At 64.6% G+C, this 13,403-nt stretch carries 13 protein-coding genes; 6 read left to right on the forward strand and 7 right to left on the reverse strand.

What is annotated here, in order from left to right:
- Window positions 1-59 precede the first annotated feature (59 nt).
- Both GA0061098_RS20010 and GA0061098_RS20015 read left to right on the forward strand, forming a co-directional pair.
- The gene (locus GA0061098_RS20010; protein ID WP_091959753.1) at window positions 60-833 is read left to right on the forward strand and encodes an ABC transporter ATP-binding protein; all 774 of its coding nucleotides are present in this window, start codon (window positions 60-62) and stop codon (window positions 831-833) included.
- A complete protein-coding gene (locus tag GA0061098_RS20015) occupies window positions 826-1,647 on the forward strand; it encodes an ABC transporter permease (protein ID WP_165637483.1) in 822 nt (273 codons plus the stop codon). The genes GA0061098_RS20010 and GA0061098_RS20015 overlap by 8 nt, the downstream gene beginning before the upstream one ends.
- A 359-nt stretch (window positions 1,648-2,006) precedes the next feature.
- Here the strand turns inward: GA0061098_RS20015 and gtdA are convergent, their stop codons facing one another.
- Window positions 2,007-3,047, reverse strand: coding sequence for a gentisate 1,2-dioxygenase (gtdA, locus tag GA0061098_RS20020; protein ID WP_091959759.1), 1,041 nt, complete (start codon window positions 3,045-3,047; stop codon window positions 2,007-2,009).
- Between the two features lie 102 nt (window positions 3,048-3,149).
- On the opposite strand from gtdA, the gene maiA reads away from it, so the two are divergent.
- A complete protein-coding gene (gene maiA, locus GA0061098_RS20025; protein WP_091959762.1) occupies window positions 3,150-3,779 on the forward strand; it encodes a maleylacetoacetate isomerase in 630 nt (209 codons plus the stop codon).
- The gene (locus GA0061098_RS20030; RefSeq protein WP_165637484.1) at window positions 3,769-4,281 is read left to right on the forward strand and encodes a MarR family winged helix-turn-helix transcriptional regulator; all 513 of its coding nucleotides are present in this window, start codon (window positions 3,769-3,771) and stop codon (window positions 4,279-4,281) included. The genes maiA and GA0061098_RS20030 overlap by 11 nt, the downstream gene beginning before the upstream one ends.
- A gap of 199 nt (window positions 4,282-4,480) precedes the next feature.
- On the opposite strand, the gene GA0061098_RS20035 is transcribed toward GA0061098_RS20030, so the two are convergent.
- From GA0061098_RS20035 to GA0061098_RS20055, 5 genes are all read right to left on the reverse strand, one after another.
- Complete coding sequence (locus GA0061098_RS20035; RefSeq protein WP_091959768.1) at window positions 4,481-6,094, reverse strand: benzoate-CoA ligase family protein; 1,614 nt, start codon at window positions 6,092-6,094, stop codon at window positions 4,481-4,483.
- On the reverse strand, window positions 6,091-7,230 hold the full coding sequence (locus tag GA0061098_RS20040; RefSeq protein ID WP_165637485.1) for an FAD-dependent monooxygenase: 1,140 nt from the start codon (window positions 7,228-7,230) through the stop codon (window positions 6,091-6,093). The genes GA0061098_RS20035 and GA0061098_RS20040 overlap by 4 nt, the downstream gene beginning before the upstream one ends.
- 191 nt (window positions 7,231-7,421) lie before the next feature.
- Window positions 7,422-7,637: a hypothetical protein gene (locus GA0061098_RS20045; RefSeq protein ID WP_028143828.1), complete on the reverse strand. Its 216-nt coding sequence runs from the start codon at window positions 7,635-7,637 to the stop codon at window positions 7,422-7,424.
- Window positions 7,638-7,756: 119 nt separating this feature from the next.
- Window positions 7,757-8,605, reverse strand: coding sequence for a cysteine rich repeat-containing protein (locus GA0061098_RS20050; protein ID WP_091959771.1), 849 nt, complete (start codon window positions 8,603-8,605; stop codon window positions 7,757-7,759).
- Between the two features lie 256 nt (window positions 8,606-8,861).
- Entirely contained in the window at window positions 8,862-9,863 is a 1,002-nt protein-coding gene (locus GA0061098_RS20055) for an NADP-dependent oxidoreductase (RefSeq protein ID WP_091959774.1), read from the reverse strand.
- Between the two features lie 212 nt (window positions 9,864-10,075).
- Between GA0061098_RS20055 and GA0061098_RS20060 the strand changes: the two genes are divergently transcribed.
- Together GA0061098_RS20060 and GA0061098_RS20065 are read left to right on the forward strand one after the other, a co-directional pair.
- Complete coding sequence (locus tag GA0061098_RS20060; protein ID WP_091959777.1) at window positions 10,076-11,374, forward strand: dicarboxylate/amino acid:cation symporter; 1,299 nt, start codon at window positions 10,076-10,078, stop codon at window positions 11,372-11,374.
- Window positions 11,375-11,383: 9 nt separating this feature from the next.
- Window positions 11,384-12,325, forward strand: coding sequence for an amino acid ABC transporter substrate-binding protein (locus tag GA0061098_RS20065; RefSeq protein WP_091959781.1), 942 nt, complete (start codon window positions 11,384-11,386; stop codon window positions 12,323-12,325).
- Between the two features lie 188 nt (window positions 12,326-12,513).
- On the opposite strand, the gene GA0061098_RS20070 is transcribed toward GA0061098_RS20065, so the two are convergent.
- Entirely contained in the window at window positions 12,514-13,323 is an 810-nt protein-coding gene (locus GA0061098_RS20070; RefSeq protein ID WP_091959784.1) for an ATP-grasp domain-containing protein, read from the reverse strand.
- Window positions 13,324-13,403 lie beyond the last annotated feature (80 nt).

Here is a 13,403-nt window from a genome sequence, read left to right on the forward strand (position 1 = left end):
TCCCGGTCTGATCCTTCGGATCATCCCGGAACGACGGAGAACGGGATAGACGAGACAGAATGGACCTGATCGCCAACCACATCTCCCATCGCTTCGGCGACCTCGCCGTGCTCGACGACATCTCCTTCACGGTCAGCGCCGGCGAGGTGGTGGCGATCGTCGGGCCCTCCGGCTGCGGCAAGAGCACGCTGCTGTCCATCCTCGGCGGGCTGTTGCAGCCGACCTCCGGCGCGCCCGAGCTGCGCGGCGCGCCGCCGGCGGACAGCCTCAATCCGCTGACCTTCGTGTTCCAGGATTTCGCGCTGCTGCCCTGGGCGAGCGTGGAGGAGAATGTCGAATTCCCTTTGCTGCACACCCAGCTCTCGGCCCCGCAGCGCCGCGCGCTGGTCGACGACGCCTTGCGCCGCACGGGCCTGACCGACTTCCGCACAACCTACCCAAAGCAGCTCTCCGGCGGCATGCGCCAGCGTGTCGGCATTTCGCGCGCGCTGGCGGTGAAGCCTGCGATCCTGCTGATGGACGAGCCGCTGTCGGCACTGGATTCGCAGACCCGCGAACTCCTGATGGAGGATTTCGTCCGCCTGCTCGCCGATGGCGGCATGGGCGCGGTCTATGTCACCCATAATCTCGAAGAGGCCGCCCGGCTCGCCGACCGCATCGTGGTGCTGTCGCGGCGGCCCGGCCGCATCCGCGAGGTCGTGACCGTGCCGATGACGCGCACCGAACGCGGCGACGCGGCGGCGCGCGAAAAACTGCTGGCGTTGCAGAACCAGATCTGGTCGTTGATCCGCAACGAAGCCATCGATGCCGAGCGCGAGGTCCAGCATGCTTGATCGCGCGGCGACTGACACTGCGAAGGATAGCGCGACGCGGCGCGTCCGCTTCCGCGGCGCGGGTTTTGTCCCCGCCAGCAGCCGTTTCGGCGGCTGGATCGCGCTCGCTTTCGTCATCGCGATCTGGCAGGCGGCGGGCAGCACCGGCCTCGTCAATGCACTGTTTCTGCCGACGCCCGCTGCAATTGTCCGCGCGATCTATCAGCTCGCGATCTCAGGCGCGCTCTGGCAGCACCTTTCCGCCTCGCTGCTGCGCATCGGCGTCGGCTGGCTGCTGGGGACGGCGGCCGGCGTCGCCGTCGGCTTTGCCATCGGCCTGTCGCGGCTGGCGCGCAGCGTCGGCATCACCTTCATCTCGGCGCTGTTCCCGATCCCGAAGATCGCGCTGCTGCCGCTGTTGATCCTCTGGCTCGGCATCGGCGAAGAGCCGAAGATCGCGACCATTGCACTGGGCGTGTTCTTCTCCACGGCGATCTCGGTCTATAGCGGCGTCGATGCGGTACCGCGCAACCTCATCCGCATGGCGCAGAGCTTCAACGTTCCCTTCGCGACCATCGTGCGCAAGGTGGTCTGGCCCGGCGCGCTGCCTGCGATCCTCGCCGGCTTCCGCATCACCGCATCAGTGGCGCTGTTGCTCGTCGTCAGCGCCGAGATGATCGGCGCCCAATACGGCATCGGCGCCTTCGTGCTCCAGGCCGGCAATCTGATGCAGACCGATCAGCTGCTCGCGGGTGTGGTGATCCTCTCGGTGTTCGGGCTGGCGGTAGGGAAGGTGATCGGCTGGCTGGAGATAAGGCTGCTGCACTGGCGGTAGATTCCACTGTCGTCCCCGCGAACGCGGGGACCCATACCGCGTGATCCATCGAGGAAGAGCCGATCTTCGTACCGAAGGCAACGACGAATCTTCGTCAAACTTCTCCCTGTGGCTATGGGTCCCGGATCTGCGCTTCGCTTGTCCGGGACGACGCCGAGGGTGAGCTGCCGTAGGGTGGGCAAAGCGACTTGTCCGCCGTAGCTCGAAGAGCGAAGGCGGAAGCGTGCCCACGATCTCTTGATGAGTCGCGAAGGCGCGTGGGCACGGCGCAAGTGCGCCTTTGCCCACCCTACGAGACTCGTTTCCGCGCGGATACCGTTGGTGGATTTCGCCTACGGCTAATCCACCCTACGAGACCCTCACGCATTCCCGCGATCTTCGCGGAACAGATCCAGCTTCTGCTGCACGGGACGATCCGAGAAGCTGAACAGCACGGCATCCTCATCCGCTTCGTGCGTGATCCATTGCCAGCTCGGCACCACGAACAGATCGCGCGGACCCCATTCGAAAACGGCATCGCCGATCCGGCTGCGGCCGCGGCCTTCGATCGGGCAGAACACCGTCGCATCGGTCGCGCGATAGCGCGCGGTGTTAAAACCCTTGGGCAGCAGCTGGATGAAGGTTCCGATGGTCGGCATGGCGAAATCGCCGGTCTCGGGGTTGCTGAATTTCAGCTTGAGTCCGTGACATGCGTCCCACTCCTGGCTCGTCCTGGCTTTCTCCAGCGCCTCGCGCGTGTAGGCATAGGGATAGCTGAAGATCGGCGAGGTCTTCGAGCTCCGCTTGACGTCGACCGGCAGCAGGTTGTGGCCGTAGCGGGCAAAGCTGTCGCCGGCCGGTCTCGTAATCTTCTGCTGGTCTTCTTTCGATCCTTCCGCGAAAGAGCAATCGAAGAACTGCACCAGCGGAATGTCGAGGCCATCCAGCCAGAACATCGGCTGATCGGTCTCGTTGGAATGATCGTGCCAGGTCATCGACGGCGTGATGATGAAGTCGCCGGGCTCCATCGCGGTGCGCTCGCCGTCAACGGCGGTATGCGCACCCTTGCCTTCGAGCACGAAGCGCAGCGCCGACTGGCTATGCCGGTGCGCTGGCGCGACGTCGCCGGGCACCACCATCTGCACGCCGGCATAGAGCGAGGTCGTGATCTTGGACTGGCCGCGCAGGCCGGGATTCTCCAGCACCAGCACGCGCCGCTCGGCTTCCTTCGCGGTGATCAGCTTGCCGGCCTCCGTCATGTAGTCGCGGATGATTTCGAATTTCCAGAGGTGCGGCCGGCAGGCGCTCTTCGGCTCCGGCGTGATCAGGTCGCTCATCACCGTCCAAAGCGCGGTGAGATTCTCGCCGTCGATCTTCTTGTAGAACGCTTCGCGTTCCGGCGTCTTGGTCACCGCTTCCATGGCGCGCCTCCTGCTCGTTTCTAAATTGACAGTATACTGCCAATCTGGCTAGCGTCAACGTGACGAACGACGTACAAGCAACGAGAAAACGGGAGGGTTCCGATGAAGCTGCACGGCTATTTCCGCTCCAGCGCCGCCTATCGGGTGCGGATCGCGCTGAACCTCAAGGGCCTTGGAGCCCAGCATCTGCCGCATCATTTGCGCAAGGGCGAGCAATGCGCGCCCGCCTATCTCGCCATCAACCCGCAAGGCCTGGTGCCGGCGCTGGAGGACGGCGGCGCGGTGCTGACCCAATCGGTCGCCATCATCGAATGGCTCGACGAGACCCATCCCAACCCGCCGCTGCTGCCGAAGGATCCGCTGCGCCGCGCCAAGGTGAGGGCGTTCGCGCTGGCGATCGCCTGCGACACCCATCCGGTGCAGAACCTGAAAGTGCTGGCGCGGCTGCGCGAGCTCGGTCTGCCTGAGGAGAAGGTCCAGGACTGGGCGGCGTGGGTCAACCGCGAAGGGCTGTCGGCCTGCGAGACGTTGATCAAGGACGAGCCCGGGCCGTTCTGCTTCGGCGATGCGCCGACGCTCGCCGATCTCTGCCTGGTGCCGCAGCTCGCCAATGCCCGCCGTTTCGGCGTCGACGTGTCGGCCTATCCGCGTCTGCTCGCGGCAGAGGCGGCCGCAAAGGCGCTCGCCGCGTTTGCCAATGCCGCACCGGAGAAGCAGCCCGATGCCGAGTAAGCCGCCTCCGCCGATCACGATCGACGCGGTCTATGCCGCGCCGGGCTATCTGTTCCGGCGCATGCAGCAGATCGCGGTCTCGATCTTCATGGAGGAGTGCAAGGCGTTCGATCTGACCCCGGTGCAATATGCGGCGTTGATCGCGATCCACACCCATCCCGGCATCGACGCGACGCGGCTGTCGGCAGTGATCGCCTTCGACCGCTCCACCCTTGGCAGCGTGATCGAGCGTCTCCAGGCCAAGGACTATGTCGAGCGCAAGCCGGCCCCCGAGGACAAGCGGATCAAGCTGCTCCATCTGACCAAATCCGGCGCCGCGATCCTGCGCGAGATCATTCCCGCCGTCGAGCGCGCCCAGGCGAGGATGCTGGAGCCGCTGAAGCCCGCCGATCGCAAGACGCTGATGGGGCTCTTGGTGCAGCTCGTCGATCTCAACAACGAGGCCTCACGCGTGCCGCTGCGGGCCGAGGATGCGCTGGAGCATCTGGGGAAGGCAGGGTGAGGGGGAAGGGGGCGATGCTCGCGCCTCATTCTCCGTCGTCGTCCCGGACAAGCGAAGCGCAGATCCGGGACCCATAACCACAGGGCGAAGTTTGGCGAAGACTCGTGGTTACCCTTCTCGCCCTATAACCACTCCCTGTGGTTATGGGTCCCTGCGTTCGCAGGAACGACAGCGAGAGTGAGTGTGGCGACGCCTCGCTTCACATCCGCAGCAACGCCTGCCGGTCGATCTTCCCCGTCCCCGTCTTCGGCAGCTCGTCGGTGAAGATCACCTCGCGCGGATATTTGTAAGGAAGCAGCTTGCCCTTGACGTAATCCTGCAGCCGCCGCGTCGTCTCGCCGGGGTTGGCTGCGCGGCTGTTCATCACCACCACCGCCTTCAGCGTCATGCGCCGGTCCGGCAGTTCGGCGGCGAACACCGCGCATTCGCGGATATCGGGATGGTCCGCGAGGCACAGCTCGACCTCGAGCGGGTATACCCACTGTCCCGAGATCTTGATGAGATCGTCGGCGCGGCCGCGGAAGAAGTGGAAGCCGTCGGCATCGCGCACGAAGCGGTCGCCGGTGTAGATCCAGCCGCCGTCGCGGATGGTCTCCGGGGATTTGTCTGGCCGGTTCCAGTACAGCGGCGTGTTGGAATCGCCGCGCACCCACAAGATGCCTTCCTCGTTGTCGGCGACGTCGCGTCCATCCTTGTCGCGCAGCGCGACCTCGTAGCCGGGTACGCGTAGGCCCGCGGCACCGAGCTTCTTCTGCTCGGGGCGGTTGGAGAGATAGATATGCAGCACCTCGGTCGAGCCGAGACCCTCGACGATCTCCAGGCCCGTGAGCGTCTTCCAGCCGTTGAAGACCTCCGCCGACAGCACCTCCGCAGCCGAAAGCGACATGCGCAGCGACGAGAAGTTGGTCTTTTCCGCGCCTTCGGCTTTGGTCAGGGACGTATAGAGCGTCGGCAGGCCAAAGAAGACCGTCGGGTTGTACTGCTCGATCGCCGCGAAGATCGTGGCCGGCTTCGGCTGGCCCGGCAGCAGCAGCGTTGCCGCGCCCGCCGAGAACGGGAAGGTGACGGAATTGCCGAAGCCGTAGGCGAAGAAGATCTTCGGCACCGAGAAGCAGATGTCGTCGGGCGTCAGCTTCAAGACGTTCTGCGCAAAGGCGAGCTCGCTATAGGCCATGTCGTGCTGGAGATGCACGATGCCCTTGGGCCGGCCGGTCGAGCCGGACGAGTACATCCAGAACGCCATCTCGTTGCGATGCGTCTCCGCTTCCGCCAGCTCGGCTGGGAATTGCTTGAGCCAATCTGTCGCGGCGAGCGCGCCCGGCGCGGTGTGATCGCCCGCCTCGCCATTGGCGACGATCAGCGTGCGCAGGAGCGTGTCCTTGCAGGCCTCGGCATTGAAGCGTGGCGCGAATTCGGCATCCGCGACCGCAACGCTGGCGCCGGAATCGGCGAGGTAGAATTGCAGCAAATCCGGCGGCGTCAGCGTGTTGATCAGGAGCGGCACGAAGCCGGCCCGCACCGCACCGAAGAACGCGGCCGGGTAGGCGGGCGTGTCGTCGAGAAACAGCAGCACGCGGTCGCCGCGCTTCAGGCCGAGCGATGCAAAACCGTTGCCCCAGCGGCAAACCTCATCGCAGAGCTCGGCATAGGTCCGCGTGCCTGCCGGACCCATGAGCGCGACCCTGTCGCCATGGCCTTTGGTGAGGTTGTCGAACAGCACGCGGCTGGCGTTATAAAGTTCCGGAACGGCAAAGTCGATCTCGCGCGCCCCCTCGCTGTCGGCGGGCACCTGGTCGAAGATCTCGTTGCTCATGCCTCGTCTCCACCGTTCTTGGCAGCCTCGTAACGCGCCATGAAGGCCGGCGACATATGGCGCAGGCGCGCATCGTCGATGCGGCCGGAGCGGGTGATGTAACTATAGGCAAAGTCCATCAGGTCCTGCTGCATGTGCTGGGCGAAATGCTCGTACCAGAAGGCGCTGGTGCGCGCGGCATTGACGAGCTTCTGCACCACCGGCTTTCGCGCGGCCTGATAGCGGTGCAGGGCGGTGGCAAGATGCGCATCCGATTCCAGCGCCTTGACCAGCGCAATGGCGTCCTCGATCGCAAGCCGCGTGCCCGAGCCGATCGAGAAGTGCGCCGAATGCAGGGCATCGCCAATCAGCACCATGTTCTTGAACGACCAGTGCTCGTTCCAGACCCAGGGAAAGTTGCGCCAGACCGATTTGTTGGAGACGAGGCAATGGCCGCCAAGCGTGTCCGCGAACACCTCTTCGCAAACGCCCTTGGACTGCTCGACGTCCTTGTAGGCGAAACCATAAGCCTGCCAGGTCGCGTGGTCGCATTCGACCAGGAAGGTGCTCATGGCCGGCGAGTAGCGGTAGTGATGGGCATTGAAGGCGCCGCGATCGGTCTTCACGAAGGTCTGCGACAGCGTGTCGAAGCGCTTCGAGGTGCCGTACCAGACGAACTTGTTGGAGGAGTAAGACAGCGAGGTGCCGAAATCACCTTCGAAGGCGCGGCGCACCTGCGAGTTCAAGCCGTCGGCGGCGACGATCAAATCATGGCCGTTGAGCTGGTCGATGGCATGAATCTGGGTGTCGAAACGCGGCGTGACGCCAACGTCCAGCGCGCGCTGCTGCAGGAACCGCAGCAGCTCGAGCCGCCCGATCGAGGAGAAGCCGACCCCGTCGATGGCGACGCTGTCGCTGCCGAGGTTCAGCGTGATGTTCTGCCAGCTCTCCATGTGCGGCGCGATCGCATCGACCGTCTCGGGGTCGTCGGCACGCAGGAACTCCAGCGCCTGGTCGGAGAACACGACGCCAAAGCCCCAGGTCGCGTCGGCCGGGTTCTGTTCGAACAGGTCGACCTGATCCTCGGGGTGACGCTTCTTCCAGAGATAGGCGAAGTAGAGCCCACCGGGCCCTCCGCCAATCACGGCGATCCGCAACGTCTGCCTCCCTAATTGACAGTATACTTACTATCTAGGGGTAGACTAATGTGCTCCGGCGTCCCGCGCCAGCGGAATTATCGGCCAGCGTAGGCGCGTCAAAGCGCATCTTCGGACACAATTTTTACGCGTGTCCGAAACCGTCAGGTCCGAATCATAGCCAAACCGCGCCGGCTTGGCCATCCGCACCGTCAGACGCAGCGCTTTACGTAGACCCCGTTCACCAGCACCCTGGTGCAGCGCACGGCTGGAACCGGCTTCCGGACCACGACGGCGGCGTTCGGCCCGGCGCAACCGGCGCGATAGACGCCACGGGCGCACACCACCGCATTCGCGTCGGTGGCCTCGAACGTCATCGTCGCTCCGAAGGCGAGGAGCGCAGAAGCAACGAGCAGCAATGAACGCATGTTGTCCTCCCGGTCTTGTCGTGATCGAAATCTGATATCTGCAAAAGATTTGTCGTTGCAGGCGTGCGGAAATTCATGCGCACGCCGTTCGTCGTTGCGGCTTTGGCGCCTGCGCCGTGTTACCTCGCCGCGAATGGGGCGAGCACGTCCTTGCACGCCGGCGACAGCGAGGCAGCCCTGTTGGAAATGCATTGAATGATGCGGCCGCCTCCGGGCGCGACGCCGGCGCAGAGCGTGCGGATGTCGGCGCCGCAGGCCGACCTCAGGATGAACAGCTCTTCGCGCGGCAGCAAGGGGCGCAACACGATCACGGCTGGCGCTGCCGCCGGCGCGGCTCCCGCCGCGGGGGCTGCTGCTGCGGGAGCCGCACCCGCGGGTGCCGCCGTTGCTGCCGCGCCGCCCCCCGCTGCTGCAGCGCTCACGGCCTTCTCGCAGGCCGGTGAAACCCTGGCCTTGTTCTTTTCCAGGCATTCGAGTGCCGCCGCGCCGCCCGGCGGCACGCTGGCGCACACCTTGGGATAATCTGCGCGGCACGCACTCTTGACCGCCGCGACCTGCGCGCTGCTCGGCTGCTTGGCGGCAGCGGCCTTCGGCGCCGGTACGGCAGCGGGCTTGGCCGCGGGGGCGGCATCTGCCTTTGGTGCGGCTGGCGCCGTTTCCGCCTTGGGCGCGGTCTCGCTCTTCGGCGCGGCGGGCGCAGCTTCGGTTTTCGCCGGTTCGACGGCGCGAACCGCGGTCTGGCATCCCGCCGACAGGCTGGACATGTTCTTCGCCAGGCATTGATACGCTTCCACGCCGCCGGGCGTCACGCTCGCGCAATGCGCCATGAAGTCCGAGCGGCACGCGGACCGGATGGCGCTCTTCTGGGCCTCGGTCGGTGCTTGCGCGAACGCGGCTGTTGCAGTTGCGAAGAGCGCTGCCGCGAGCAACGCCGCGCGCGTTGATGCATGCTTCAACGTATTGAACATCTGAACGCTTCCCTGCCTCGTCGGCAGTGCCGACGATCCCAAAATATGATGCAATCGCAACCGCCGCGGGTAATGCCCCGCGTGCGATATCATTGGCCGCTTTGACCTCTACCGCAAGTAGATAATACCTGCGCAATTGCGAACTAATCAGGGCGGCTGACCCGAAGGGCTGCGCTCGCGCAAAGTGAGCAGCGGCTTTCCCTCGCGACAAACGCGGAACGCGTTTGCGCGGAGATCGCCTTCAAACAACAGGCCGTCAGAGCCTGACCATGCGCTTGCCGCGGTTCTCGCCCGCGAGCAATCCGATCAGCGCCTTCGGTGTGTTCTTGAGGCCATCGATGATGTCCTCCTGCACCTTCAGCTTGCCGGATTTGACCCAGCCCTGGAGCTGGGCGAGCGCGCGCTGGCTCTCCTTCATGTAATCCATCACGATGAAGCCCTGCATGACCAGCCGCTTCACCACGATCAGGCCCGGCACGCCGCGCGGGCCGTGCGCGGAGGGCGCGCCGTCATACTGCGAGATCGCGCCGCAGCAGGCGATGCGGCCGTAATTGTTCATCTGCGGCAGGCAGGCTTCCAGAATGTCGCCGCCGACATTGTCGAAATAGACGTCGATGCCCTTGGGTGCAGCTGCACGTAGCGCCTTGAAGACCGCGCCGTCCTTGTAGTCCACGGCGGCATCGAAGCCGAGCTCGGAGGTCAGCCAGCTGCACTTGTCCGCGCCGCCGGCGATGCCGATCACGCGGCATCCTTTGATCTTGGCGATCTGCCCGACGATCGAGCCGACCGAGCCCGCGGCCGCGGAGACCACGACGGTCTCGCCCTCTTTGGGCTTGCCGATCTCCAGCAGGCCGAAATAGGCGGTGAGTCCGGCGATGCCGAACACGCTGAGCAGGTGCGTCATCGGCTCGAGCTTCGGCATCTTGGTGAGATGCTTTGCCGGCACCGCAGCAAATTCCTGCCAGCCGGTGTCACCGAACACGATGTCGCCTGCCGCAAGCCCCTCGGCCTTCGAGCTGACGACCTCCGCAATGGCGCCGCCAGCCATCACGCTGTTGGCTTCGACGGCAGAGCGATAGGTCGCGCCGTGCATCCAGGCGCGGTTGGCGGCGTCGAGCGAAATGTATCGCACACGCAGCAGGACTTCGCCGTCCTTCGGCTCCGGCACTGTGCTTTCCACCATCTTGAAATGTTCGGGACCGAGCTTGCCGCTGGGTTTTTCGACCAGCAGAATCTGATGATTGATGTTGCCGCTCATGGCGTTTCCCTCTTTGATTGTCTTGACGATTATTGATGCAGCCGCCGCAAACAAAACGTGCAGGCCGCATGCGTTGTGCGCTGCATGAAGGCTAGATCGCGGCGTTCCATTTCACAACGGGAACATCCTGAAAACGCGATCACACGCAAAGCGTGTTGCGTCGTTGTGATAACTGCGACATCATGAAGCGCCGGTGTACGTGGGGGTAAGCGATGTCGAACAGGTTTACGCAATACATTCTGGCCGCGATGGTGCTCGGCATCATCATGGGGTCGGCAATCTACAACTTCCTGCCCGACACCCGCGCCGACTGGGCGTCCTCCATCAACCTGATCGCCATGATGTTCCTGCGCCTGATCAAGATGATCATCGCGCCGCTGGTGTTCGCGACCCTGGTCGGCGGCATCGCCCATATGGGCTCGGGCTCCAAGCTCGGCCGCATCTTCGCCAAGACCATGGGCTGGTTCATCAGCGCCTCCTTCGTCTCGCTGCTGCTCGGCCTCGTGATGGTGAACCTGCTGCAGCCCGGTGCGAACTTCCCGGGCACGCTGCCCCAGGCGGGGCAATCGACCGGCCTGCCGGTGTCGGCATTCTCGATCGAGAAATTCCTCACCCATCTGATCCCGACCTCGATCGCGGACGCGATGGCGCAGAACGAGATCCTGCAGATCGTGATCTTCGCGGTGTTCTTCTCGGTGGCGATGGGCTCCATGCCCGAACGTTCGAAGCCGATCCTCGCGATGATCGACGACGTCGGCCACATCATGCTCAAGGTCACGAGCTACGTGATGCTGTTCGCGCCGCTCGCGGTGTGGGCCGCGATCACCGCGACGGTGGCGAAGAACGGCCTGCTGGTGCTGTGGAAGCTCGTCGTGTTCATGGGCGGCTTCTATCTCTCGCTGGCGATCCTGTGGACCATCCTGGTCATCGTCGGCTTCATCGTCATCGGGCCGCGCTACGGCCATCTCTTGAAGCTGGTCCGCGAGCCGCTGATGATCGCTTTCTCGACCGCGAGCTCGGAGGCGGCCTATCCGAAGACGCTCGAGGCGCTCAACCGCTTCGGCGCCTCGTCGCGGATCTCGAGCTTCGTGTTGCCGCTCGGCTATTCCTTCAATCTCGACGGCACGATGATGTACTGTACCTTCGCGGCCGTCTTCATCGCGCAGAGCTATCACATCGACATGCCGCTCGGCACCCAGCTTGCGATGCTGGCGACGCTGATGATCACCTCGAAAGGCGTCGCCGGCGTGCCGCGCGCCTCGCTCGTCGTGATCGCCTCGACGCTGGCGCAGTTCAACATCCCCGAGGCGGGCCTCTTGATGATCATGGGCATCGACACCTTCCTCGACATGGGTCGCAGCGCCACCAACGTGATCGGCAACACGCTCGCGACCTCGGTCGTGGCCAAATGGGAAGGCGAGCTCGGGCCCGAGCACGAGCTCGGACCCGGCGACGTCGTGCCCGGGGACATGGTACCGGGCGAAGTGCCCGCGATGGCCGGCCATGGATAGGAGCGAACCATGGGCCAGACACTGGCGAGGTCACTGACCTCAGGCGGCTTGTTGCTCGCGGCATCGTTGCTCGCGACCTCCTGGTTCGCGACCTCGACATCCGCGCAGACCGGCGGCGAAGGGCTCAGCCCGGCGCTATCGGCCATCAAGAAGGCGCACACCGTGCGGCTCGGCTATCGCGAGAGCTCGCCGCCGTTCTCCTTCCTCGACCAGTCGGGCCGTCCAATCGGCTATAGCCTCGAGCTCTGCGAGGCCATCGTCGAGGAGATCGGCGTCGAGGTCGACGATCCCAATCTCAGAATCGACTACGTCAAGGTCACCTCGGACGACCGCATCGATGCCGTGCTCCAGAACAAGATCGACCTGGAATGCGGCTCGACCACCGCCAATGCCGAGCGCGGCAAGCGCGTCGCCTTCTCGCCGCTGATATTCGTCGCCGGCACCAAGCTGATGGTGCCGAAGGGAGCGGGAATTTCCGGTGTCGCGGACCTGAAGGGCAGGACCATCGTGGTGACCAAGGGTACGACGAACGAGCAGGCGATACACGCCGTCGACAAGAAGCTCTCGCTCGGCCTCAACATCGTGACCGCGCCGGATCACGAGCAGTCGTTCCAGATGGTGAACGACGGCAAGGCTGATGCATTCGCGACCGACGACATCCTGCTCCACGGCTTGATCGCGCGCCACAAGGCGCAGGAATATTTTCGCGTGGTCGGGGACTATTTGTCCTATGACCCCTACGGCATCATGTTCAGGAAGGGCGAGCCGCAGCTCTCGGCTGTGGTCGAGCGCGCCTTCCGCAAGCTCGGCTCCAACCGCGATCTCGTCCCGCTCTACAACAAATGGTTCACCGCAAGGCTTCCCACCGGCGAACGTCTGAACGTGCCGATCTCGCTGCAGCTGGAGGAGGCGTTCAAGGCGATGGACGATTCAGCGAGCGCGAATAATTAGCGCGGCGGTCTTTCTTACCCTCCCCTGAAGGGGGAGGGTCGATCGCGCGCAGCGCGAGCGGGGTGGGGTGATCTCTCCACACGGGCAGTGTTCATGTGGAGAGATCACCCCACCCCGCTGCGCATTCCGCTTCGCTCCATGCACAGCGACCCTCCCCCTCCAGGGGAGGGTGGGAACTTCCGGCCCGACTAGTGCGCTTTTCCCCCAAACACCCGGTCCAGCGCCGCGTCATACGCCGCTTGCACCAGCTCCGGATGCAGCTTGCCGAGCGCTTCCATCATCACGCCGGAATTGATCTCGAGCACTTTCCATTCGCCCTCGACACGGACCACGTCGATCGACGCAAAGGCGATGCCGATCGCGCTCGCGGCATCGATTGCCAGCTTCACGCAGGCCGTTCGAACCTCGCCATCCCCCAGCAACACCGGCTTTGCGCCGGCATCGAGATTGTGTCGCCAATCCGTGCCGCGCTGCTTGCTGTAGACGACGAGGGGCGCCTCATCGAGCAGCACCACGCGGACCTCGTCCTCGATCGCGACATAGGGCGAGATCACGAGCCCGGCGCTCATCGAAAGAACCTCGCCGGCCGCGCGGTCGAGTTCGGCCGTCGTCGTCACCTTGAACACCGAGCGCCCCGATGTCCCCTCGTTCGGCTTCACCACCACGCCTTGCGGATTCTGAGCCAGCAGCGCGAGCATCCGCTGGCGCCAATCGGCACCGGCGACGTGCACGCCCAGCTTTGGGTTGAGGAAGAGGTGATGCGGAACGCACGGCACGCCCTCCAGCGCCAGCGCCTCTGATGTCGCCGATTTGTCGTTGGCGAGGCGATGGGCGATGGCGCTGTTGAGACCGATGTCGTAGCCGAAGGCGAAGCGCCGCTCATCACCCCGGCGCATCGCGATCAGCCAGCCATCGGCGCGGACATCGACCGCGATGCCATGCTCCGCGCAATAGCGCCTGATCGCCTGGACGAAGATTCGCTCGTCGCTTGCCGCCATGTGTTTCTGTCGCGTTTCAGACGTTCCTGGCGCCAAAAGCCGCAAAAATGCGGGAAACGGCGCCGAACCGGGGTGAAAGT

The organism is Bradyrhizobium shewense (assembly GCF_900094605.1).
In the GTDB taxonomy this organism is placed as follows: Bacteria; Pseudomonadota; Alphaproteobacteria; order Rhizobiales; family Xanthobacteraceae; genus Bradyrhizobium; species Bradyrhizobium shewense.